This window comes from Vibrio sp. R-1 (assembly GCF_035615595.1).
Taxonomy (GTDB): domain Bacteria; phylum Pseudomonadota; class Gammaproteobacteria; order Enterobacterales; family Vibrionaceae; genus Vibrio; species Vibrio cholerae.
On the sequence record NZ_WPDC01000017.1, the window covers coordinates 1 to 24,949 of the forward strand.

Below are 24,949 nucleotides of genomic sequence, written 5' to 3' on the forward strand. Positions count from 1 at the left end.
ATTGCGCACCATTCATTTTTACTTTTTAAAATCAATGCAGTAGCGGCAAGCCCACCATAATTGGGGCTAAAATGGGGCGATTAAAAATATGACTTTTTGAACACAAATTCTGCCATATCAAGCAATACCAGATCTTGAAACTGACGAATAGCCCCCGGCCCTCACCTTCTCGTATTGTCCACTCTATCAACCCATATCACCATGTCAGTCTTCGAATAGCGACTCAGCACCAATCAGTGGAATAAGTCGGAGTAACACATCTTCCATCACGCCATGCTCGGCAGTGGTAATTTTTTTCGCGGCTCGATCTTTCCAAGATAAGGTTTGAATCAAACTCGCAGCCACTACACTCGGCTTATCAAGATTGTTCACTGGAACTTCGAGAGCTTGACCGCGAATACTGGTGCTAATCGGACAGCAAATGAGTAACCCTGTTTGCTGATTGTATTCTTTGCTAGAAAGCACAAGAGCTGGACGATATTTGCCGATCTCTTTCCCTTTCACGGGGTCGAAATCTAACCAGATAATGTCATTACGATGAGGTATGTATGTTGCCATTACTCACCTAGCTCTTTACCGGAAACTACAGCGATTTCATCAGCATGACCTGTGTGAGCGTTCAAACCTTTCAATAGATCTTTCTCACTGAACGGAAAGCGCGTTTTCTGACGTTCTACTGGCTCAATAATGATCCTCTTACCTTCAGTTTTCACTTCAATATCAGCACCTTCAACCAATCCAAGCTGACGAATAAACGTAGCTGGAATGATATTGCCAAGACTGTTACCAATTTTTCGTATTTGAGTACGCATACCTCACCTCTAGCGTAAGCACATTGTTATAACAATTTAGATTGTATAGGCTCCATTCGGAGTGTCAACATTGTTATAGCCTGAGTTCTTAATCTACTAAGCATGGCTCATTAGCATAAGCCCCTCGCAGCGGCATTTGCAGTGAGGTTTTTACTTAGAAGAAATCGTACTCAGCCACCAGCCTTTCAAGTTTCGGGTTCAGTCGAATACCGTTTTGAGTTTTCGATATATTACGCAATCTCATTTTAATGGACTGCTGTAAACCCTCTGTGGTGATGGGATTACGCTTACCATATTGCGATTGATTGAACTTGCGGATCTTCACCATCACCGACTTCATTGCTTCACCATCTTTCAGGCGATAGGCCGTGTAGTAGGCGTTCATCAAGCTTTGGCGGTGCTTAACGATAAAGGTTTCATAGTTCTTAATCGCATTGTTCTCATCATACTGAAGGTTCGCACGGCCAATCGCAAAACCAGACGCTTGGCCAAGCAGCTCAAAGGCCGTTAGATCACTCACAATCTCGTCGCCGTTCTTCGTGTTCACGCCACCTTCATTGATGTATCGAGCGGTTTTAAGCACGTCTTTAATCGCTTTAGGCGGGATACGCTCGATACCGCGAGCAAATTGGTCGTTAGAAATATCGGCCAAGCCTTGCGCCCATGAAACACCAATACCACCAATCACTGGTCCTAACGCTTGCTTCATGTATTCCACATACGCGGTGGAGGCATCCACATCACGGTTAATGCTGCGCACCCACAAATCATTGAGTGAGATACGGCCAGAAATACTTGGTAAAGCGCCATGCCAGATTAACGCCGCGTTCTCTTTACCAAACGCTTCGGCCAGCATACGTTTTAATTCAGTTTCAGTATCAAACGGCTCATCATCATCCCCCGCAATCTCTTGCGCCGCGTCAATCGCCGTGGTGATCGCCCACAATGGCAACGCACCCGCACCACCAATAAAGAAGGTCGAGGCCAGCGTTCCTAAAAGCTGTTTACGTGCCATCGATTTGACTTCGGGCGTCTCCCCTTTTAACGCTTTGGCTAGGTTCGCCCACAAGTAATAAGTCATGTTCTGGCTGTACTGCTTAAACTGTAGGGCGACTGCCGCCATATCGCTTTGCATAAAGCGCGCACGGTTAATCGATGAGTAGTCAAAATGGCTATCCCACGTATCTTTGATAGCATCTGCGATCGCCTTTTCATGGTCGCCGTGTTTCTTCATAGCAAGACGGTAGGCCGCAATATAGGTCACTTCGCGGTTAAACACTTCGGCATGGTGGAAAGCCCAACCAATGATGTTCATCGCTTTGTTCCAAGTCCCTGAATACTTCGCGTTGGGGTTCTCTGCCAAACCAGCTAAGTCTGCCGCTTGCGTAACATCAATCACGCCCTGCGCAACCGCACGGCGCATCGCCTCTTTCTCGCCACCGGTGAGCACGCTTCCCAATATCCCCTGACCTTTCGGGCGGTTTCTGGTAAATGCCGCTTTCAGGTATTGCGCCGTCGCTTGGCTCATCATTTTGGAAGACTCCGCCATACCGTAGCGGGAACCCAAAATAGGCAGGGCGACTTGAAGGTTTTGGGTTAAGTTCACAATTGCTGCGGCAGGCGTTAAACCCAACATCCACACAAAGCCCAAACTGGTAAGCTTTTGCGCCCAACCAGCGCGGGAAGGATTGCGCACCCATTCATGGCGCTTGTTCAGCTCTTCCACTACACGGTCGGCTTCCACATTGTTCGGCAGCTCATGCACGTACTTCTGAATGCTATCGAGGTGGTTATCCAAGATATCCATATGGTCGAGGCGAGCCTGCTGGCGCGATTGTCTAAAGCCTTGGTCAGCCAGTGCTCGCACCGCATCTTGGCTAAAACCGGCCACGCCTTTGCGGTGAATGAAGTTACGGCGCATCGAGCGAGCGGGCAAGGTGCGCAAATACATCTGGTAAATCTCATCACTCAGCGACTCTTTTGCCGGTGTGTGCATGTTCGCTTGCTCTACCAACTGCAACACATCGGCCACAAACGGCAGCGACGCCTTCTGCACCGCATTAAATTGCGCTTTCATACCAGAGTTGAGGGAAAAGCCCGCCTTACGCAGTTTCTCGGCGGCCAGTTCCATTTCGCCTTTGGTTTCAAACATCATAAATTGGCGTTCGCCGTTCTCATCGGCAAAATCAATCCAATAATCACCGTGGCGTGACAATGGGAAGTACAAACCTTTGGCGGCGCGCTCGTGACGTTGGCGCAACTCGGCCAGCATCGCTTTGCGGATCTTGGCATCAAACACCGCTCGTACAATGTTCTCTTCGAGCGCTTTATTCATCCGCTCAGATTGAGCACGATAGTGATCGCGCATTTGTCGATAACGGCGCTTCTGCTCAGCGTTAAGGCGGGCAAATTTGGGGCGTAACTCCACATGGCGCTTGCGGCGGTTTGGCTCTTGTTTCAAAAGCTCTCGCTCTTCTTGAAGGGTTTTCCAAGCCTTAGAGCCACGTTCACTGTTTAAGCCGCCCTCTTCTTTCAAAATCCGCTCTTGCTTAGCAATACTCTCTTTCAGCTCTTCCTCGCGGGATTGGAACGCCTCAGACGGGTCCACATCCGCCAAGGTCGCCTCATGCGCAAAAGCAAAGAGTTCATCCGCCTCTTTCGGGTTCGCCTTAGCCCAATCGCTAAGATCTTCGGCCATCTTAGCCGCCTCTTCGGCCAACATGTTCTGTGTCACCACCATAGAGTTGATTTCATCTTGGTAGGCGTCAATCATCTTGCCCAAAGGCTTATCAATAACGGTGGAGACTTCCCCCATCTGGCGCAGCGTCAACATCGCGTATTTGTTGCGGCCAAGCGCATCGAGCGATTGCCCAATCACCGGCGCACCATACAGCGCCTGTTTGATTTTACTCACCAAAGCGTTTTGCTTTTGAGCCAGCGCCTCATCGGCGCTCATCTGGTTTGACGTAGATGCCGTATACGCTGGCACGCCCAGCGTTCTTGAGCGAGAGAAAAACAGCGTATTATTCTCAGGTCTTGTCACCTTATCTTTTGGCGGCGGCGCTTTTAGCTGCTCCTTAGCTTTGAATACCAGGGTGAGTAATTCATTATTGTTAAACTCAGGAGAGTAAATAAAACCAAATAGCGAGCGCAGCATAGCGCGCACTTTCGCCAATAAACGTTGAATTGGGGTCGCAAACTTTTGCTGCTCAGCAAGATGCGCCACCAGCTCCTGTACCAGAATTTCCTCGGCATCTGCCTTAGTGAGCGTCTGCGCGGAATTTAAGTAAGGTGCTAAATCAACACCATTTTTCTCTGCAAGCCGTTGAATCCCTTTGAGGCCGCCTAACCTTAAGGCTAGGGTATTCATATCCGGTTGCGCCTTACCTTCTTTGAGCAATCGCGCTAATCCAACGTGACCAGCCACTTCGTGGAAAATCGTTTCTTCTACCTCTGAGGCATAATTATGTTTTTCAGCGACCAACCAGACTTTGTGCTCTTTGGTGTCATAAAGCCCGTACACTTCGCCTTGGGCATCATTCTTGGCTATGGCAGTTTTTACATAATCAGGAAGATCCGCCTCCGTATCCACCGTCTCAAAGCGGAGCGTGAAGTCTTTGAGGCCGAGCTTGCCGAGCGCCGTGCGAGTCACCGCATCAATGGCGCTCCGTTTCACAGTGATTCCACCGGCTATCTTTCCGGTTTTCACCCCAGTACGCCCTGCATTCGTACTGGTACGACTAAACAAAACGACGCCATCACTCGCCGCTGAATCCCCCGACGGCTCATCCACTGGCGAGCTAATCTCGCGTTTGGCCTCTTCAATTTGGCGCGCTTCATGGCGCGCTTTAGCCTCAGCTAAAAACGCATACTCCGCTTTGGGCGTTTGAGTCGGTTGCGGTATCACCTCAGACAGTACCGGTGCTTCCCCCACTTTTGAGTTGTGTGAAAGAAGAAGATGCACATAATCCCCGTTAGCATCGAGCGCCGGCATGACTGAATCGTATTGCCAGCCGGGATAAGGAATGCGCACACCCACTGTCTGGTAACGCTGGCCGTTATGCTCAACCGTTTCAGGGCGGATAGAGTTCGGATCAAAGGTAGAGCGCTTCACCTTGCGCAGCGTTTCACGGTCAACAAACTTGTTGGGCGTTTCACTGCGGCGTAGCTCTTCTTTGATATCGGCCATCGAGGCTTCTACCGACAACCACAGGTTGCGGCTTTTCGCCTCATCCAGCTCTTGTTTAAGCGCGGTGATATCCATCTTGGCAATCTGGCGCGAATCCTTGAGCGTACTTTGCAAGCTTTGCAGCTTTCTCTCGAAGCGCTCTTGCTCGCCATTTAACGCCGTGGCAATCGCATTAAGGTGCAGCGCATTCATCAGCTTAGGCGACTGCACAATCGAACTGCTTTGCATCCCTCGCGCCATATAGTCGATGGTCTTACCCTTGCCATCCACCAAGCGCACGTCAATCAGAGGCGTTTTCGTTCCCTCGTGGGTGAAATAATCCACGTCCATCACCAAGCCCAATTGCTTACCCAGCTTGATTTCCCCTTGCCAACGCCGAGATTGCTCGATCGCTGCAATCGCGGGCTGAATGATGGCCTTATTCAGCTCGATAGAATACTCATCATCCAGTTCATGGATCATTGGGCGCTTAGGCTTTTGCGGTTTCTTCAAGCCACGCTCTTTGCGGGTTTTCGCATCCAGCTCAGAGTAAATCGCCATCGCCGCATCGTATTCATTATCCGCCGCTAAATAATCGGCTTGTGCATCACGGTACAGCTCTGTGAACGCTTGTGCATCAAACTCCGTGATATCAGCCTGACGTAGCGTTTCAAGGCGCAATTCAATCGCGGCTTTCTCATCGTCAAAACGCTCAACAAAACGCTTGGCCGCGCCAATCGAGCTGGCTTGCGCCGTGTAAGAGCTGTCTAAATCCAAAAGCTTAGCGTCCGATTCCAGTTTCAAACGGTAAATAGGGTTGCCGGTTGACGCGGCTTTAAACTCCGCGTAGCTATCCGCATCCGAATTGCTGTTTTCAACAAACTCATCTAACTCGCCGTTACGGAACTGCTCAATCGCGCCCGCTTTACGCTCTAGGATTTGCCACATCACAGGGTCACTCGAACCTTGAGTGGTATAAGCAATCAACTCAACCTCAAAGTCTTCCGGTTTACCCGCGTTCGCGGCACGTTGGTAAAACTCATTGCCCTGACGCACAATTCGCCCTTCACGCTGCTCCATATCAGACGGACGCCAAGGCGCATCCATATGATGCAAGGCCACCAAACGATTTTGCACGTTGGTTCCCGCGCCCATCTTCATCGATGAGCCAATCAATACCCGTACCTCACCACGGCGAACGCGATCAAACAGCGCCTCTTTTTTCAACGTAGTGTTGTAGTCGTGGATAAACGCAATCTCATCGTCGGGAATGCCCTTTTCCATCAGCGAGGCTTTCAGGTCATCGTACACACTAAAGCCGGTATCCGCCGTCATGGTAGAGGCGGTCAGTTCGCGGATCTGCTCTTCCAGCTTCTCGTACTGGTCCGCATCAATCTCGCCGGTTTCCGCTTGAGCGTTCACCTTATCAACCAACTCTTTTAGCGTTTGCGAGTAAGGCATTTCCCCCTCGTAGATTTCCAAACGACTGGAAATAAACGCTGCCGCTTTGCCCTTACCTAAGACCGTTTCCGCCAAGCTTTTCAGGTCTGATTTCACCGTTGCAATCGCGTACTTCGCGGGCGTCCCCATATCAGAGAACACCAGTTGTGTACCTTTATCGTCCTGCCACTGGTCGTAAATCGATTTGATCCGCTCGGCGGCGCGAGCCACTTTCCCTGTTGGATCACGCTGTGCGGTCGGGTCCACCAAGCGCACATCGAGCGAGGCTTTTTTCGCATCGGTCAGTACCCACAGTGGGTTATCAATCTTAGCGTAAGCGATTCGCTCCTCTTTGGTTTTGAGCTGGTTAAACGCTTCCATACGGGCAATCAGATAGTCGTTGTACTCGCGCTGAGCTTCGGTCGCTGGTGCGATGTTAAGCTGACGTTTACCGCCTTTGATATTAGGGATAGGGAATCGGGTCGCTTTATTCTCGCCCGTCGCCTTGTTCTTGGCCTCCACATCCTGACGGAAGATGTTCACCATATCTTTTTGGGTGATCACATCGGCAAACTGACGATACAGGGTCGAAAGTTGCTGCATGTTATTGAGTCCCTTCAACACACTGCGCTCTTTCACCGTGCCGGTGGGCGTATATTCCAAGGTGATTTCGGTATTGAAGAACGAGCCGGCGAACGCATCATAGAAAGACATTTTCAGCTCTTTCAGCGTGTCGTGGCCAAGGTAATACATCATGGTGTACACCTCGACCAAGCTGTTAGAAATCGGCGTACCGGTCATAAAGGTCACGCCACCGTTCTCTAAGCCCTGAATGCTGCGGGTTTTGATGAGCAAATCGAGCGCCTTTTCGGAGCCTTTCGGATCGTTCATCCCTACCACACGGTCAGTGCGTGTCGCGTAAGTCAGGTTTTTAAACTCGTGCGCCTCATCGACCACCAAGTAATCCACGCCCAAATCCCCAAAACTAAACCCGATTTGGTCAGCGTTCTTACTCAGCGCTTCCTCTTTCTCTTTGATTTTGTCTTGCAGACGAGAAATCGAGTCCTCAATCTGTTTGACCGTCGCCCCACGCTGCCCAGACTGCTTAGCTTCGGCTTTCGCTTCTTCCAGTGCGCTGCGCAGCTCGTCAATTTTTTCGTTAATCACCGTGCGGAAATGCTCAATATCATTGGGCATGGCACGCAAATGGCTATGCCCCATCAGCACCACATCGTAATCGCCGGTCGCAATGCGTGAGAAAAACTGCTTACGCTTCTTGGCGGTAAAGGCTTTATCATCCGCGACCAGCACCTTAGCCGACGGGTAGAGCTTCAAAATATCTTTATGGAAGGAGCCAAGAATATGGTTCGGAACCACCGCCATCGGCTTTTTGCTTAGGCCAAGACGCTTACGCTCCATCATGCCAGTAATGGCCGTAAAGGTTTTACCCGCCCCCACGGTATGATCGAGTAAGGTATTTTTACTCTGGATCATGCGAAGCGCGCCATCGAGCTGGGTTTTACGCATATCGACCGCAGGGTTCATCCCGACGGTTTGCAGGTACAAACGCCCGTTGTATTTACGGTTAACGTGAGTATTAATCCGCTCGTTAAAGTTATCGGCGATTTGCTTAGCAATCTGCGCATCACTTTTCGCCCACGTCACAAACGTCGAAGCGAGCTTATTGGCCAGCGCGTTAACTTCCTTGGTCGCTTTCTCGTTTTTGGTGCGCTCTTTGCCATTGGTGTCGTAAATCACCAGCGATTTACCATTGGCCGCAGAGTTCAATAAATCCGCCAGTGTGGCACGGTCATGCTTAAACTGTGAGCCTAATGCACTCAGTGAGCCGCCCGCCTCGCCCAACACTGAAATAGCACCGATATGACGGTTAACATTCACCTTAGCCTTATAACCTAGCGCTTCGGCAAAGCGTTCAAATACATCAGAGTCAATCCATGTTGCACGGATAGAGGGCTTCACTTGCTCTGGCGTTTTGTCTTCAGGAATCACTGCTTCCAAAAGCTTCACGTTAGTGTCTAGCCCTGCGCTCTTCGCCGCTTGGTACTTCGCCTTCACATTGCCCGATAAGTAGTCGTCGATGAACTCATACTTTTGCGTTTCAGGGTTCATCAACAAATACGGCTTTTCACCTTCGGTCAGCTTCGCCAGCACCTCATCATAGCCAAGACCGAGCAAACCGCTCACGTACTCGATATCGACCTTACCGCGTTCACGCATCGAGTAGTTCACCGCATCCGACACATTACTGGCTGATTCAGGGCGCTTGTAAGGGAAGAGCAAACGTTTTGAGAAGAGATCACTCTTAGTGACTTCGCCGCTGTCACTGACGTTATCTAAGCCCGCTTCAATCCCTGTATCGCCATCGAGAAGATTCAAGCTCTCAGTCAGCGTCGCGGGCTTACTGTTTTTGCCTTTGGTCGCAAACGCCTGAGCAAATTCATCGTATTGCACGTTCAGGCGCTGACGCAGACGCTCGATATCCCCCGCACCGGTTTTCTCGGCGCGCAGCAGTGCCAGTGCGCTATTGCGAATGGTCAGCATCGCTTTCAGTTTGCGAAACTTATTAGGACCAAGGCGCGTGTTATCAATGGCGTCATCAAGCGCGTTCAAAGCTTGGTTTTGGGACTGCTGTCCGGTGAGGTAAGCCAGCACCGCCTTGACCGCGCTCTCTTTGAGTTTTGAGCTGGTAAAATCACTTTTGATTTTGCCTTTATTCAGAAACTCATTGTCCGCGAACTGTTGTAGGCGCGCTTTATCGCCCTGCTCGACAAAATGGCGCACTCGACTCATCAACCAGCCATCATCACTCCAAATCGAATCGGGCGTCACTTCATACACCTGAGCACCCTTCGTCGGGTGATCGTCGCCACGGCGCATCACCTTGCCGTCGGCGTTCACCATCATGCCGCCAATCGCAAGGTCGGATTCCGCCAACATCACCTCACCGGCAATCGCATCTTTGGTTTCAGGGGTTAACGCTAAATCTTGCCCTTGTGCGAGTGAGGCCAGCGCTTTGCTGATTGACTGCTCAAGGTTCGCATGTTGCGAAACAGGGTTAACCGTCGATTCGTTCTCATCCCCACGGTACATCGTGCCTTGCGCGACTTCGCCCAGGATGTATTGCGGGTTTTGCGCAAACCACTGGTTAACACGAAAACCGCTCACCTCGCCGTCTACGTCCGTCCAAACCGTATTCTTGGCCGTCTCCCCCTGCTTAAGCTTGCGAAACACCACGATATCCGTGGTCACTTCCGTACCGGCATTGCTCTTAAACGCCGTATTAGGCAGGCGCACCGCGCCGACAAAATCCAGCTCTTGGCTCAGTTGTTTGTGGTTTTTGTTCAGCGTATCGAGGAAGCGGTTTGTCACCACCATCATCAGCAAACCGTTTTCATGCAAAAGCTTGCTTGATTTAGCGATGAAATAGTTATGGATCGCCATACCTGAAATATCAGGGTTCTTGTTGTCACGGATAGACTGACTGCCAAAAGGCGGGTTGCCAATCGCCAAAGAAAAAACGCCGTTTTTAAACGGCGTTTCTTGGAATCCTTTTACCTGAACATCGGCTTCAGGGTAGATAAGCTTGGCAATATTGCCGGTGACAGGATCGAGTTCGGAGGCAAACCAGCGCGATTGATCGCGCATGTCGGACGGTTGCCAACCAATAAAGTTACCGGAACCCAGCGATGGCTCGACCACATTCATCGGACTGTTGCCAAGGCCCAACGCTTTCACACCACTCCACATGCCTTTCACTACGGCCTCTGAGGTATAGAAGGCGTTACGGGTACTCATCCGAACGTTGTTGTATTCCTCTTCGGTCAGCAGCGTTTTTAGCTCTTGGTGCGCGGCTTGCTGTGCTTTGGAAGTGTTCGTGTTATCAAACACAGAAGCGAGGCCGCCCCATCCCACATACTGTGCCAGTACCTTTTTCTGCTCAAGCGTCGCGGGCATTCCTGACTGAGTGAGATCCTTCATTAAGCGAATCGCCGCGATATTCGCGGCGATCCTTTGTGTAGCAGTTCCATTGGCGAGGTTATCCACCTCATCGAGCGCTAGGCGTTCAATAGCGTCTCTCGATACGCTTCGCTCTGTGCTGTCAGGTAATGTACGCCTAGACTCATTAGCTCGTCCTCCCGCGCTCGCGTCTTCTTCGCTAACGCTTGAGCGATTGGCGTCAGTTCCTCGTTGCTCATTTTCTTGTACTTCGGATTGCGGCGAAGATCTTTCATCAAGTCTTGCTGTATTTGAGGTTTCGTTGCCATGGTCGATATCTCCTTTTGATTGTAGTGGTACTTCTTGGCCAGAATGAATTGAAGGTTCAGATAAGGCAGATAACCTTTCGGTATAGCTCTCTTTTTGCTCACGCTCGAAATCCGCAAGGGACTTATCGCCTAGCGCTTCTTGTAGCGCCTTTGCGGTAAAACCTTTATCTCGATAAGCTTCGCGTACGCCTTTAAGCTTGGGTTTGGCTCCACCATTGTTATCAATGACCTCGCGGATCACCGCTTTTGCTTGTCGAATGATATCGGGCTCGTCCAAGCTTCCTACGGACTGTGTACTGGCCTCCTTTTTAAGTGCGGCGGCGTTCATCATCGCGGCAGTTTTACCCACAAACTGATTCGCCAAATTACGCACACTGTGTGCCATCTGCTTTTTAATAACCGGTAATGAGCTGGTTTGCCCGTCCAGCTCTAATACCGAACCTTGTGGCGAGGCATCAACTAACGCATTAATTCGTTTGATTGTCTGAGTGATTTCGTTCTCAGCAAAGGTACGCGCCTCAGTGTCGCTAACAAACTCTTTAAACAGCGCTTCGGCATTCTTACGACGCTCGATATTCTCAGGCAGATTCGCCTCATAGTCAGCACGGCGACGGGCGGCTTCTTCATAGGCGGCGAGGCGCTTCTCATGGTTTTGAAATTCCGCTAAAACCGCATCGGTATCAAAGCCTTTCGCACGACTTAAGCGCTTGCGTAAACGCTTCGACATTCTTGACGTTTTTCCCGCAATCCCCGCAAAATCACGGATAGGCTTCTTGCCTTGTTCACGCATTTTCATCGAGTTTGGGCGTTCCACAAAGCTCGATACCTGCTGACCTAAACGCTCACGGCGCGCATCGAGATCGGCTTGGCGCTCAGAAGCTTGTGCCTGTCCTTTCTGGTTGGCCAAGTCACGCATAAAAGCGCGTGTCGTGCGCTCACCCGATTCAGGATGCACACCAAACCATGCTGGATTCTCATCCGGTGAAGCAGGGCGGCTGTCTCTTTCGCGCTGTGCGGCGGCCAATTGCGCGGCATTCTTACTCTCCTGCGCCTTAGCTTCAATCGCCGCGAGCGCCGTATCACGGTCAAAACGGGCAGACTTAAACTGCGCTAAGCCATCATCCTGATCGCCGGTCGCTTTTTCCTTCTCAGGCTGTGGGTAGCGGCGGGCGTATTCCAGCTCCACCATGCGCTCTAGAAGCTCAGGCTTATTACGGTCTTCCTTGAGTAACTGAGGTTCCATTTCTGCGCGAATCGCTGCTTTACGTGAGCTTACCGTATCATCGAGCTGGTACTCATTCTGCTTGCGCTCGATACGCTGGTGCGGTTTCTCACGCTTGGCCATATCCAAACGGTTTTGGTTTTGGCGGTGTTCAATTTGGGTTAACGTCGGGTCGATATCGAGATCACGCCCTTTTTGCGCAAGAGACTCGTACTCTCGTTCTAGCTGTGCGGTCAACTCTGGATTTTGGTCAGCCTCTTCACTTTTCAAGAATTGCTCAATCTCCGCAGCCCGCGTGGGGTCTACGGCGCGAGCCATCTCAATCGTTTCTTGGTAAGCGTTGCGCTCTGGCAACACACCACGCTCCGTCAACGCTTGGCGACTTTGCGCAAAGCGAGAGCGGATTGCCGCATCCCTGCCATTATCCGCTTGTCTTTGCTGCGCACCTTGCAGCAACTCATCGTATTGCCCTTGTGGGTTCAACACCGGCTCATCGGCATTCATCGCCGCCGTTTGCGCGGGCGCATCACCATTGTGAGGCATTGCTTGCGCATCCTCTGCGGCTTGCTCTGCAATCTCTTGCTCTTGAGTATCGCTAACATTCTGTGGGTTCGTTTGCGCGGGCGCATTCTCAGTCGGTTGCCCTTTAGCTCGATACCCACCGACAGCACCAATGGGGCCACCAAGCGCAGCACCGATCACCGCACCTTCCAAGCCATCCACCAAAGCACCGGTCGTAGGGTCAATCTCTTGTCCCGTCACCTCATTGGTTACTTGGTTTCGGGCATAAGTCTGACCATAGCCCTCAATAAACTCCGTACCGCCTTCGGTAATTGCACCTTTCGCTGCGCCAGCAACCACAGCCTTTTTACCCATCTTGCCGAGTAAAGCGTCAAACAAATACTTATCACCCATTGCACCGGCGACAGAGGCCGCCACGGCGGTCGGGTCGGTAGACATTTGCAAGCTGGCATAACTGGCCGTCTCTTCTTTAGCAAGGTCGAATAACTCCGTTGCGCTCATCCCCTGATATTGCGGATCATCCGCAAGGCGGAGCAAGGATTGCTGAAAATACTTCGAGTTATCCGCAAGCCATGAGCTATCCATCTGCATTACCGCGTCACGCGCATCCATGCTTGCGCCACCGAGCGACGTCCCTACACCCGTTGCACCCGCGCCGGTAGCCGCCATTCGAGAGATCGCTTTATCAGCCACGGCTTGCGCCGCCTTTTCTGTCATGCCCTTTTTCAGCATCGATTTAGTAATGGTTGAGCGCAGTGCCACTTTTGCACCCGCACCGGCAAAACCACCACCGGCAAAGTTGGCCGCCAGCGAACCTAGCCCGTCAGCGATTTTCATCGCCCACACATCGATATCCGCCGCACCTTCGGCAAACGTCGGATTGCCATTTTCGTTTTCTTCAAAAATACGAGAGTTCAGGGCGTCACGGCCATCTTGAGTCATACTCTCTTGCAGATAATCAGAGCCAGACGACATCAAATCTCGAAAGCTCTCACCCACACCAAGGAAGTTCTCCGAAAGTTCACCAAGGCCGGCCAGTGAGCGCAGAGCGCCACTACCGACGGCTTTAGCGGTATCCCCTAACGTCACATCGTAGTTACGTTGCGGCGCTTTAGGGGCTTCAAACTGAAAGCCTTTCGGTAAAAAGGCAGACTGACTCATATCCGTAGAGGCATTAATGGTCGATTTTGGTGAGAGTTCATCGCCCAATAACTTCTTGTCTTGCATGTGCGGCTCCAAATTTCAGGCATAAAAAAACCGCCACCCCGAAGGGCAGCGGTTTAATTAATAGACTGGTGTTAGTGTGGGAAACGCTACCACAATTTATTGGATACGACTATATCACTGGCGGATTGATAAACGATGTAATAACGCGGTTCGCTATCAAAGAACTGATGGCTAATACCGACTTTGAACTACAAGGACATAGAGGAGTATATAGCCTCATTTCGTACTAGTGATCTCCAACGATGAGTTTAACGAATCCGAAATGGAAATGGTCTGCTCCATAACGCAGGAGCCTATCACTCGAATGAGACTTCATAACATCGCTTATGAGTACAGGTACAAAAACCAAGGCGTTGTCGTAGTTGACACAACACAAACTCTTGATATGAAAGCAAGCACAACGATATTAAAGCTCTCATTCACTGCAATGAAATCGCACGAAAGTTCACCAAGTTCAGTTAAGTAGTTGTTCATTAAGACCGGCAGCTTTGATAATAGTTATATGGTAGTGTGCTGTAGTATTTGAGGCGTTTCAAACTGAAAACCCTTTGTTAAAAAGATAAACTGGCTCATATCTGTAGAAGTAAGGATGGTCGACTTTGGTGACTATTTTTACTCAATAGCACGGCTTTGTTGCGTAAATCGATGGAACTAAATCAATAGCTTACGATCTGATCGGCTACATTCATTCACTCTGTAGCCTCATGCCGAAACCACGTTACAAAACAAACAACTGGAAACAATACAATCAAGCTCTCATCAATCGTGGTTCTCTGACTTTTTGGATTGACGAAGAAGCGATAAGTGAGTGGAAACAAGAGAAGCAAAACAAGCGTGGGAGACCTCATGTTTTCAGTGAATTAGCCATCACTACTGCTTTGATGGTAAAGCGTATCTTTTCCATGCCACTGCGTGCTTCGCAAGGCTTTATGGATTCCGTTTTTCAACTTGCCCAACTCCCACTGCGCTGCCCACACTACAGTTGTATCAGTCGTCGAGCCAAAGACGTTAACGTGAGTTTCAAAACAAAACGATTCAGCACCTTGCTATCGATGCTACTGGCCTCAAGGTTTATGGTGAGGGTGAGTGGAAAGTCAAAAAACATGGCACGGATGGTAAACGCAGAGTGTGGCGAAAATTACATCTCGCAGTAGATACGAGTACACACGAAATTATTGCCGCAGAGTTGAGCTTATCTTCGGTCACTGATGCAGAGGTGCAGCCTAACTTGCTCAAGCAAACACGGCGAAAAATCCTTGAGATATCAGGCGATGGTGCTTATGACACAAGGGGTTGCCACTCAGCAATCCGCATTAAACGAGCGATAGCGCTCATCCCTCCACGAGAAGGCGCAGCATTCTGGGAACGAGGTCATCCAAGAAACTTAGCGGTGGGTTGTCAAAAGTTATACGGTTCGAATAAACATTGGAAAGAGCGGTATGGCTACCACAAGCGTTCACTATCCGAGACGGCGATGTATCGCGTGAAACAGTTGCTTGGTGGACGATTAAGTCTAAGAAATTACAACGCACAAGTTGGTGAAACTTACGCGATGATCAAAGCGTTAAATAAGATAACAGGGCTTGGTATGCCTAAAACTTGCCGTATTGGCTAACTATCAATCTAAGTAGGGCTACTCGGCTTCGAAAACGAATTACGCAACAAAGCCCAATAGCACCTCATTTTACATATACAGATACATAATTTAGGCATAGAAACCGCTACCCAAAGGGCAGCGGCTAACATGACAGACTGATGTTAGTATGATAAATACGATCATACTTTTAAAACATAGCTTATAGACCTAAAGAATATATATTCTACAGTATATGCTTATAGATTAAAATATAAAAAATTCACGTAATAAATATTATTTCACTCTAATAAGAGTACTTGAATCCGTGTGTGAAAAAGGTTTATCATACACATGCAAAGAGGTTGTTTGAGAATATTTTATCATATCTTTTTCGCTAATGTCCAATATCATTGAAAAATCTGTTGTTGTGTCATTTTTTGTCATGTATTCACTTTCCGCAATGCCTCGCTTTTGAGTATTAAATTGGATCTTTTTACCTACTTTACCCTCAGTCACAACACAGACAGCTCTTGGTATACAGTATGAGTTGTATACCATTTGATTTTCTTTATCGTAAATTAAATACCCTCTTTGATCATGGAACTTACCATTATCACGCTTCCTAAATACTTCTTGCTTATAATAGAGTGCAACAAGATATTGTTGACTAGCATTTTTAGCATCAGCAGCGGGTTCGAATGTAATCGTTTCATAATAGGGCTCTACAGCAGGTCCGCCTTTACCAACTTTGCTGCCATCTTGGCCGGGGGCGACATCAACACCACCCGATTCTGCAGTCTTCCATTCACCAATGAGGTTTGCTAAAGGTCCAAAATCCATACCATCAACAATAGATGATTGTTGAGCATATAAACTAGAAGATGCTGTTAACATAATAGATAGAATTAAAAATTTTTTCATGTGACTTTCCTTTTGTTTATTGACAGAGATTATATTGATTGAGCCAGAACATAATATATTTAAAATATATAACAACATTGATCCACATCAATTTAAATTATCAATCAGTTTAAATTTATATCGTTTAATTGACAGCTATCACAATAGATAAAAAATATAAAAACACTCTATAGAGTATTTATCCATAAATATCTCAAACTTAATACAAGCCTATAATCAGATATAATACAAACAATGGATGGTTGTTATAAATTTTTGAATAATTCAATTACTACATAGTCAAAACATTATATCTTAATACATGTAGCATTCTTATGCTTATACATTGCGATATCTGCCGACGATAATAGTTCATCTCTTGAGTACCCATTAAATGGATAAATCGAGACTCCAATGCTTTCAGTAATACTGATAGTTTTTCCATTTATAGAAAACTTCTTCACACCATTACCTTTTATTCTTTTTATCAAAGAATTCATATAATGCTGATCTTTATACAAATCGGACAAAAATAAAAACTCATCACCACCTAATCGTGAAACAAATTCATTACCACAAATTATTGACAAATACTTCAGACCAATACACTTTAATAGATTATCTCCATACTCATGACCATATTTATCATTTATATCTTTAAACCCATCAAGATCTATAAATACTAAAGCAAAATTACACTCAAATTTCTTTGCATCTCTTATTCTACTTTCTAATACTTTGTATGCTAAATTTCTATTTGGTAAGCTTGTCAAAAAATCATGATTTGCTTCATATTCATAAATATTGCTAATTTCTTTTATGGATAAAATCTTTTTACATAAAAAAATTACACATAACAGCAAAATAAAAACAAGTAAAATTGAAAAAACCAAAAAATACATATTACAAAAATAAAACACATCAATAGCCTTCTTAATTAAATTAAATTAAAAATCCATGCAAACAATAGGAGATGGATTTCAAAAAATCAAATCAACACATTGCACATTCCATTCCACTGCATTTTTATAAGACTGAATAATATCTATCAGTTTAATTTCCAATCTATTTTTATTTAAAATCTTCTCAACTTTATCCAACTCTCCATCTTGATATAAATTAGCTAAATTTAACACCAACCCTAATTCACCCTTGAATTGTAATATAGCATCTTTTATAACATTCGATATTGGCAATTGATTTATTATATCTTTAATATCCCTAGAAAAATAAACATTACTAAGAGATAACATTCCACATAAAAATGCAGATGTTTTATCCTTTACACTTATTAATCCCATCATCTCTTCACAAAACTTAGCCTTATTTAAAACTTGTGCATATACATCATAATTCAATTTATTATTCAAATTAGATGAACATAAGATCAGAATAAATTTCTTTAGATCATTTAACCCTAGATATACCAGCGCATGCTTTATAGAGCTAATCGGAGAAGATGTTTTTCCTAAAATGTTTACATATCGCAAAAGTCCTAAGGCTAGCTGAGGATTTCTATTAAAAAAACCTTCAATTCTATATAAATCGGAATCATTTTTAATTACTTCTAATAAAATCTCAAAAACCTCAGTGTTGGCATATTCAATTTTATTAGATTTTATTACTTTGGGTTTTTCGAAAAAAAAACCTTGAAATAACTCAAAACCAAATTTTAAGTACAAATCAAATTCTAATTCTGTTTCAACTTTCTCTGCAAGCAAGACACAATCATCAGACTTTAGATTAAGTAAAACGTTTAAGTGTTCATTTTTAAAATCTCTGATATCAACTTTAATGTAGTCAAATAACCAAATATAGTCGAACCAAATATTCATTACTGATTCATCCACATCATCTAATGCAAATGAATACCCAGATTTTTTTAATGTGATTAATGATGATATCAATTCTGCATCTGGCTTAGAATCTTCTAAAACTTCTATTATAAATTTTTCTTTAGGGAGTACTTCAACATATCCATTAATAATTAACTCAGAGGGGAAATTAATAAATACCGTTTTATCTTTTTCCACCCACCTACTGATATCTCCATCAATAAATTGCTCAAGGATCAAACGCTTTGTTGCACTACAACTAGAAACGTTGGGAAACGTATTATCTTCACTATTTCTAAACAACAGTTCATAACCATAGACCCTATGGTTGACATCCATTATAGGCTGTCTTGCAAAAAAACTATGCATTATAACCTCATTCATCAAATGATTATACTTTGAACCTATTTAGTAAAATATATTGCTCATTTACATTTTCTATCTGAATAAGCATTTCATTATTTGATTTGTTAGCTGCATCTGATAAATTTATTGACTGATCTTTTATTTTAACTGTATTTCTGTTAATTTCTCCCGCTACTACACTCTGTTCATTTGCTGCAGATGCAATTTGGATATTCATATCAGATATTTGGCTAATTAATGAGCTAATCATACTTAAATTACTATTAACTTGATTCGCCATATCAACAACATTATTTGTTTTTTCTCTACTTTCTTGCATTGCATAGGATACAGAATTTGTACCTTGTTGTAGTTGCTCAATCATGCTACTAATCTGCGTAATTGAATCTTGCGTTTTTTTAGCTAGAGTCCTTACTTCATCAGCAACAACTGCAAATCCTCTACCCGACTCTCCTGCTCTAGCAGCTTCTATAGCTGCATTTAGCGCTAATAAATTTGTTTGATCAGCTATACTATTAATGAGCTCTAATACTTTTTCGATATTATTAGTTGCAGCTTCTAAAGCTTTAACATGGTTAACAGTATCACCAATTTTTTCAGATAACTCTTCAATAACTTTTGTTGTTTCATTAACGACGTTACTACTATCTTGCGTAGCTTGATCTGCTTCCATCGTAGCATCTGCTGCAACTTGTGCATTATTTGAAACCTCTATCGCTGCTGCTGCCATCTCATTCATCGCTGTAGCAAGTTGTTCTAATTCGCCGAGTTGTTCATTGGCAACCTGAAATGCGATCTGCGAGCTACTTGATGTCTGTTGAGTCCCAGACATAACAATTGTTGAAATTTCTTTTAACTTACTTATCTGTCCACTAAGATTTTCAGTAAAATGATTGAAGTTATTAGCTAGGCTCGAAAATTCCACCTCTACGTTTGTATCTAGTTTTCTAGTTAAATCACCATCACCAAACGCGATGTCTTTAATTGCTGCATCCAAATTTCTTAGTGGTTTCATTAATCTCTTCGAGAAGAAGCTTAAGCTTATTACCCCTATAATTAAACCAAAACATGCATAAATAAACAATTCTGTTTTCAGAGTTGATATACTTTTCATTACATTATTTTCATCAATAACTGAAACTAAAAACCAGTCCTGACCTGAGATCTGATTTACATACACCCATTCTGTTTTCTCATCATTATAATCAATATACTTACTCTCTTTACTAATATCTAATCCAGGGTGAATTCCTTTAACATTCCTTCCTATAAAATCCATATCTGGATGTATAATTATATCTCCATTTTTATTTATTAAAAACATATATCCAGAATCAAATAGTGATACAGACTTTATATATTCAGATATTTTTAAAACATTTAAATCAAAATACATAGCCCCCCAGAAAACATTATTAACATCATCATACAAGGGGATACCTATCGAAATTAACATATTCTTACCTGAATAATCCAAATATGGTTCTGTTAAATATGCAGTCCCTTTAGCTCTAGCATTCTTATACCAATCTCTAGATCTTGGATCATATTTTTCATCAGGTATCCATTCTGGATCATTTTCAATAATTTCACCATTTGATTCAATACCCATTCCAACTGATATAAATGATGATCTAATTTCATTTTTATTTATCAATTCTTTAATTCTTTCAAGATCTTTAGTATCGTTTTCTACAATTTCAACAATCATCTTTGCCGTGTTTATATCATTATTTATTTTATCAGAAATAAACTTTTCTGCTCCGATGGATATTTCATTCAGACCATTATCGATTGAAAACTCCAATTCTTTCTTTGCTGTATAATATGCTTCAAAAGCAATAAATATCACAGTTAACATTAATATAATTGATGAAATTATTATAACTTTACTTAAAAAACCAAATCGCATATATTCCCTCTTATTTCTCTTCTTTAATTTCCAGTCTCAGTCTTGATGTTTCGATACCATATCTTTCAAAAAAATACTCGTTAAATAGTTTTGTTGACTGATAACCAACAAGCATAGATACATATTCTGTGTTTATATTTTTAGTCTCTAGAAGCTCTCGTGCCATGTCCATTCTTGATTCTCGAACTAACTGTTTGAATGTAGAATCTGATTTTCTCAACCTCCTAATTATTGTGGATCTGCTTAAACCAAATAAATCGGATACATTTTTAATTGTTTGTTGTTCTGGTTTTATATTAACCAAATAATCATATACAATATCATCGAAACCATTTTTTATACTTTCCATGGGCTCATGATCAAACATAAAATGTAAAAGACCTAATTCAGACAAAAAATCATAAAATGCATTTAGTATAAATACCTGACCATCAGATTCAGAACTAAGGTTATTAATACAATTCAAAGCATTTACTGTACTGCTAAACTTAATATTGTTATCTAAAATAAAGAAAGGCTTATAAATCTTTTTTTTACTTTCATTAAATGATTTAGATACCAAACCAATTTTAGGAGGGTGAATCAATGATATTAATGCGAGTTGACATTCACAATCTAGAACTTTTATTCTAATTCTTCTATTTTTTTTAATGAAAACATACATGCCTTTATTTAAATTTTCAGCACAGTTTCTATATGTAACTTCGCAATTGCCATCATTAACACATATGATTGATGCTTCAGATAATGATAGATATTTACTTTCATTTTTACCGTATGTAAACTTAACCGCACTGTACATAGGCATCCCCAATAAAAAACTAACTGATTGTTATTTTACATCATCTAATATTAAGCAACCATACGCCAAAGTGTCATCATATATTTTTTTCTATCACCTCTGACACTTTCGCTTGTGATCAACCACTAATTTTAATAATTCAATTATAATCGCCACTACTAAACGCCTATCCCGCCACCCAAAAATTAAACTTTAGTTTACCACCCACAAAAAAACTTTAATTATAAAGTTTTATTTGTAACATTATGGATGACTTATGAGAAATACGTGTTTATCAGATTTATTAAATCAAGAAATAAATATTTTTCACTTTGGTTATAACAAAAACGCATAAAATCATTTGGTTATTTAAATTTAATTTTTACATTATAATTAAAACTTAATTATAAAAGGGCTTTCTTGCGTAATTCGAGGGAACTAAATCAGAAGGTTACGATGCTCTTGTTGCGTAATAGTGAATTCACAAAGAATCGGAGCCAAAATTCAGAACAAAATTCTTCGGTGATTCCTGCTATCTACCAAGTGATAAGGCATTAATGGGCATGTTCCCGCTTGAGGAATCCCAGATGAAGTAGATTATTCTTTTACGCAACAAAGCCGGTTACGATCTGATCGGCTAAGTAAGTTAATTCCCCCTAGTCTCATGCCGAAACCTCGCTACAAAACAACGAACTGGAAACAGTACAACAAAACCTTAATCAACCGTGGTTCACTCACTTTCTGGATTGATGAAGAAGCCATTCGCCAATGGAAGCAGAGCAAACAAGATAAACGAGGTAGACCTCGTCAGTTCAGCGACTTAGCCATTATCACTGCGCTTATGGTGAAACGAGTTTTCTCAATGCCGTTGAGAGCATTGCAAGGGTTTATCGATTCTGTTTTTTCATTGGCTAACGTCCCTATAGTCTGCCCACATTACAGTTGTATCAGTCGAAGAGCTAAGCAAGTCGAGGTTTCATTTAAACCAAAGACTAGAGGTGCAGTACAGCATCTAGCCATTGATGCAACAGGTCTCAACGCTTATGGCGAAGGTGAATGGAAGGTCAAGATGCATGGTACTGACGGGAAGCATAAAGTCTGGAGAAAGTTGCATTTAGTGGTAGACACCAGCACTCACGAAATCGTTGCGGCAGAACTGAGTTTATCTAATGCTACCGATGCAGAAGTCCTTCCTAATTTGCTCAAGCAAACACTCCGAAGAATAATCGAGATATCTGGTGATGGATGACACAAGGGGTTGCCACGATGCCATACGGTTCAAGCGAGCTATTCCACTCATCCCTCCAAGAGAAGGGGGTAGCCTTCTGGGAGAATGGTCGCCCTAGGAATTTAGCGGTAGGTTGCCAGAAGCTCTACGGCTCCAACAATAAATGGAAAAAGCGGTACGGCTATTATAAACGCTCACTATCAGACAGAGACAGCAATGTATCGAGTGAAGCAGTTGTTAGGTGGGCGGTTAAGTCTGAGAAACTACAATGCTCAGGTTGGTGAAACTTACGCCATGATTAAAGCGCTGAACAAGCTTACAGGGCTTGGTATGCCTGAAACACAGTGTGTTGTATAAGAATTAATCAATTACAGGCAGTTTGGTTCTCTGACCGAATTACGCAACAAAGCCTCTAATAATTTGAAAAATCACTATCAATCAAAAAATCACTTTATACGCTAGAGTTTTTAAGATGTATTAATTGAAATGATCTTTAGGACAATTAATTTTCATAAATAGAACCACTATAAGAATTAATTTGATAATAATCTGATACATAACTTATTTATCCCAAACACTATGCCTTAAAAGCATCATTCGGAGCTGTATATAATTCATGATGATTGAGTAGACTGTAACTACCATTGGTTGGCTGAGCAGCACCATACACCCCTGAATCCTCATAAATTTTTTGAGATTGCTGGCTTTGGCGTAATCGTTCTAACTGTTGCTGCTTCTTCAATTCGGCTTCGTGATTCGCTTTTATTGTCAGAACTCGCTGATAGTTATGCTCCAACGCTTCGGGTGTCAGTTCTGCGAGATTCATGGATTGACTGAGCTCAGTGATGAATTGGCGCTTTTGTGGGTCTTCGCCTGCCCATTTCTGCGCGGCATTTCCGACTTCACGATTGGATTGATTGTCACCTAATCGTCCATACACTTGATTAATCATCGATTTTCTTTCATCAAAGCGAGCATTAACCACGGAAATTTGCTCTGGTGTGGGATCCAACAAATCATTCAGCGCTGCAGTACGGTCTTTTTCAAGCTCTGTCACCGCCTCTCGCCACTGCTTATCCATTTCGGTGCGTGATTTTGTCTCTGCCACATTGAAAAGGTTGGCATAGTGCTCGTTGGTAAAAAACTGCTTAGCCATATGGATTTGGCCCGTCACGTCTTTCATTAACGCATCGAGCGGGATCACTTTTACAGCTTCTTGGCTACCTGCCAAACGGCTTTCGGTTACTGGCGCGGTTTTGGTCGTGCCATCCTCATAAGTGACTTTCAAACCGACCACCAAGCCCGGCTGATCGCCTTCGCGATTTGGGTCAATATCGGCAACAAAATCATGACGCAGATACTCTTTATCCTTAATCACCTTACCCGATTCAGGATCTTTATCGCCAATCCCTTGCTTAACATTACGCTCAAGCAACACGCCCATCGATTTGGTGAATTGTGAGTCTTGGTAAGAAATAGAGCCATCAAGCACTTTAGGCATAGTCGATTCGACATCAAAGGCCGCCTGTACCACACGAGGTGTATACCGGCGCGGGTCGTAAGCACTGCCCTTAATGTGTTCCTGCTCAAACAAGGGATCAAGTTCTCCGGTTTCCATGTAACGTTTGAGGCCAGATTGAATTAGCGGCAAATTCTCCTGCATGTAAGCCATTTTCTTTTGCTGATTGAGCTGGTATTGGCTCAATACTTTTGCACTTTTCTGCGCATCAACCTGTACATCAAGTAGTCGATCACGCTGGATGCGATCCTCATTTTCTCGTTTAAGGCTATCTTGATAACGTTTATCGGCTTTTTCCGTTTCAGCCTGACGAAAAGCCTTCTCGTCTTGATAACGTTGCTCGTTCTTGGCTTCAATCTGAGAGAGTCTAGACCGCTCATCTTGATAGCGAGCCTCGTTACGCTCATCCAATTTCGCTTGGCGTTCATTATCCGCTTTACGCTGGTAGTAACCTTCTGCGACCTGAAATCCGCGGATTGCACCATCAATAGCGCTGCGTGTATCTAACTGCATTAGAAAAGCTCCCCTAAAATCAAACCGGCTGCCGCACCCATCGCCGCGCCCATGGGTCCACCCACACTACCCGCTTGCATGCCCGCCATCATGCCCATGCCAGCACCCGTGGTGACACTGGATAAACGCTTGGTACGCTGCGCGTCTTTGAGGCTTTGATTGGTTTGATTACGCTGCTCTTCACGCTGCGCCGATTCTTGCATCCCTGCCAATGCACGTTTGCGGGTATCTGCACCTAAATTCAATAAACTGTATGCCATGATTACCCCACTTTAAGCTGTGATAATTTCCCCTTTGCGCCACCACTGAGCACGCTCATCGCACGCTCTTGCTCGTTCTCACGCAAACTGTTCTTGGCCGTCACCTGCGCTAGAGAGAGCTTGGCGTCATCGTTAAGGTTAGTATCTGCCCCAACCCCAAAACGTGCCATTTGGTTAACATTCGCAAGCCGCGCACTCTGTTGCGCGCTCGAAAAATTGGCTCCCACGCGGCCAAATTGCTGTGTCAGTAACTCGCCATTTTGTGTTTGCTCTAAAAGCTGTTTTTGCTGAGGATAAAATCGCTCTAACCAGTCTTGATACATAGCATGAGTGATATTCGCGTAGTTATTGGCCGCCGAACCTGAAACATTAATGCTCATCA

Annotated in this window: 12 protein-coding genes and 2 pseudogenes; 3 read left to right on the forward strand and 11 right to left on the reverse strand. The window is 44.5% G+C overall.

All coding sequences use genetic code 11. The features are described from left to right. Nucleotides 1–204: 204 nt before the first annotated feature. The 3 genes from GOU96_RS05855 to GOU96_RS05865 form a co-directional block, all read right to left on the reverse strand. Nucleotides 205–558, reverse strand: a complete 354-nt coding sequence (locus GOU96_RS05855; protein ID WP_000257156.1) for a type II toxin-antitoxin system PemK/MazF family toxin — start codon at nt 556–558, stop codon at nt 205–207. Continuing rightward, nucleotides 558–812 carry an AbrB/MazE/SpoVT family DNA-binding domain-containing protein gene (locus GOU96_RS05860; RefSeq protein ID WP_001260269.1) on the reverse strand — a complete coding sequence of 85 codons (255 nt, stop codon included), beginning with the start codon at nt 810–812 and terminating at the stop codon, nt 558–560. The genes GOU96_RS05855 and GOU96_RS05860 overlap by 1 nt, the downstream gene beginning before the upstream one ends. Before the next feature lie 154 nt (nt 813–966). Beyond that, nucleotides 967–13,677, reverse strand: coding sequence for a PLxRFG domain-containing protein (locus tag GOU96_RS05865; protein WP_324701948.1), 12,711 nt, complete (start codon nt 13,675–13,677; stop codon nt 967–969). A gap of 229 nt (nt 13,678–13,906) precedes the next feature. Between GOU96_RS05865 and GOU96_RS18610 the strand changes: the two genes are divergently transcribed. After that, nucleotides 13,907–14,143, forward strand: a complete 237-nt coding sequence (locus tag GOU96_RS18610; protein ID WP_420719673.1) for a hypothetical protein — start codon at nt 13,907–13,909, stop codon at nt 14,141–14,143. A gap of 238 nt (nt 14,144–14,381) precedes the next feature. Continuing rightward, nucleotides 14,382–15,292 (forward strand): annotated as a pseudogene (locus GOU96_RS05870) (IS5 family transposase). Nucleotides 15,293–15,547: 255 nt separating this feature from the next. On the opposite strand, the gene GOU96_RS05875 reads toward GOU96_RS05870, so the two are convergent. The 5 genes from GOU96_RS05875 to GOU96_RS05895 all read right to left on the reverse strand — a co-directional run bounded on the left by GOU96_RS05875 (nt 15,548) and on the right by GOU96_RS05895 (nt 21,068). After that, complete coding sequence (locus GOU96_RS05875) at nt 15,548–16,174, reverse strand: heme-binding beta-barrel domain-containing protein (RefSeq protein ID WP_267782650.1); 627 nt, start codon at nt 16,172–16,174, stop codon at nt 15,548–15,550. Between the two features lie 287 nt (nt 16,175–16,461). After that, a complete protein-coding gene (locus GOU96_RS05880; protein ID WP_267782652.1) occupies nt 16,462–17,073 on the reverse strand; it encodes a GGDEF domain-containing protein in 612 nt (203 codons plus the stop codon). 60 nt (nt 17,074–17,133) lie between these two features. Then, nucleotides 17,134–18,357, reverse strand: a complete 1,224-nt coding sequence (locus GOU96_RS05885) for an EAL and HDOD domain-containing protein (protein ID WP_267782655.1) — start codon at nt 18,355–18,357, stop codon at nt 17,134–17,136. 22 nt (nt 18,358–18,379) lie between these two features. Then, the gene (locus tag GOU96_RS05890) at nt 18,380–20,266 is read right to left on the reverse strand and encodes a methyl-accepting chemotaxis protein (RefSeq protein WP_267782657.1); all 1,887 of its coding nucleotides are present in this window, start codon (nt 20,264–20,266) and stop codon (nt 18,380–18,382) included. A 10-nt stretch (nt 20,267–20,276) separates the two neighbouring features. Continuing rightward, the gene (locus tag GOU96_RS05895; RefSeq protein ID WP_267782659.1) at nt 20,277–21,068 is read right to left on the reverse strand and encodes an AraC family transcriptional regulator; all 792 of its coding nucleotides are present in this window, start codon (nt 21,066–21,068) and stop codon (nt 20,277–20,279) included. A gap of 643 nt (nt 21,069–21,711) precedes the next feature. Here GOU96_RS05895 and GOU96_RS05900 point away from each other — a divergent pair. Continuing rightward, nucleotides 21,712–22,632, forward strand: a pseudogene (locus GOU96_RS05900) (IS5 family transposase). Between the two features lie 220 nt (nt 22,633–22,852). Here GOU96_RS05900 and GOU96_RS05905 read toward each other — a convergent pair. From GOU96_RS05905 to GOU96_RS05915, 3 genes are read right to left on the reverse strand one after another with little or no spacing between them, the layout of a single operon-like run. Then, nucleotides 22,853–24,307 carry an ATPase gene (locus tag GOU96_RS05905; RefSeq protein ID WP_267782661.1) on the reverse strand — a complete coding sequence of 485 codons (1,455 nt, stop codon included), beginning with the start codon at nt 24,305–24,307 and terminating at the stop codon, nt 22,853–22,855. Continuing rightward, on the reverse strand, nt 24,307–24,567 hold the full coding sequence (locus GOU96_RS05910; RefSeq protein WP_000331793.1) for a hypothetical protein: 261 nt from the start codon (nt 24,565–24,567) through the stop codon (nt 24,307–24,309). Before GOU96_RS05910 ends, GOU96_RS05905 begins: the two co-directional genes overlap by 1 nt. A gap of 2 nt (nt 24,568–24,569) precedes the next feature. Then, nucleotides 24,570–24,947 (reverse strand): hypothetical protein, encoded by a 378-nt coding sequence (locus tag GOU96_RS05915; protein ID WP_267782663.1) that lies wholly within the window; start codon nt 24,945–24,947, stop codon nt 24,570–24,572. Between the last annotated feature and the right edge of the window lie 2 nt (nt 24,948–24,949).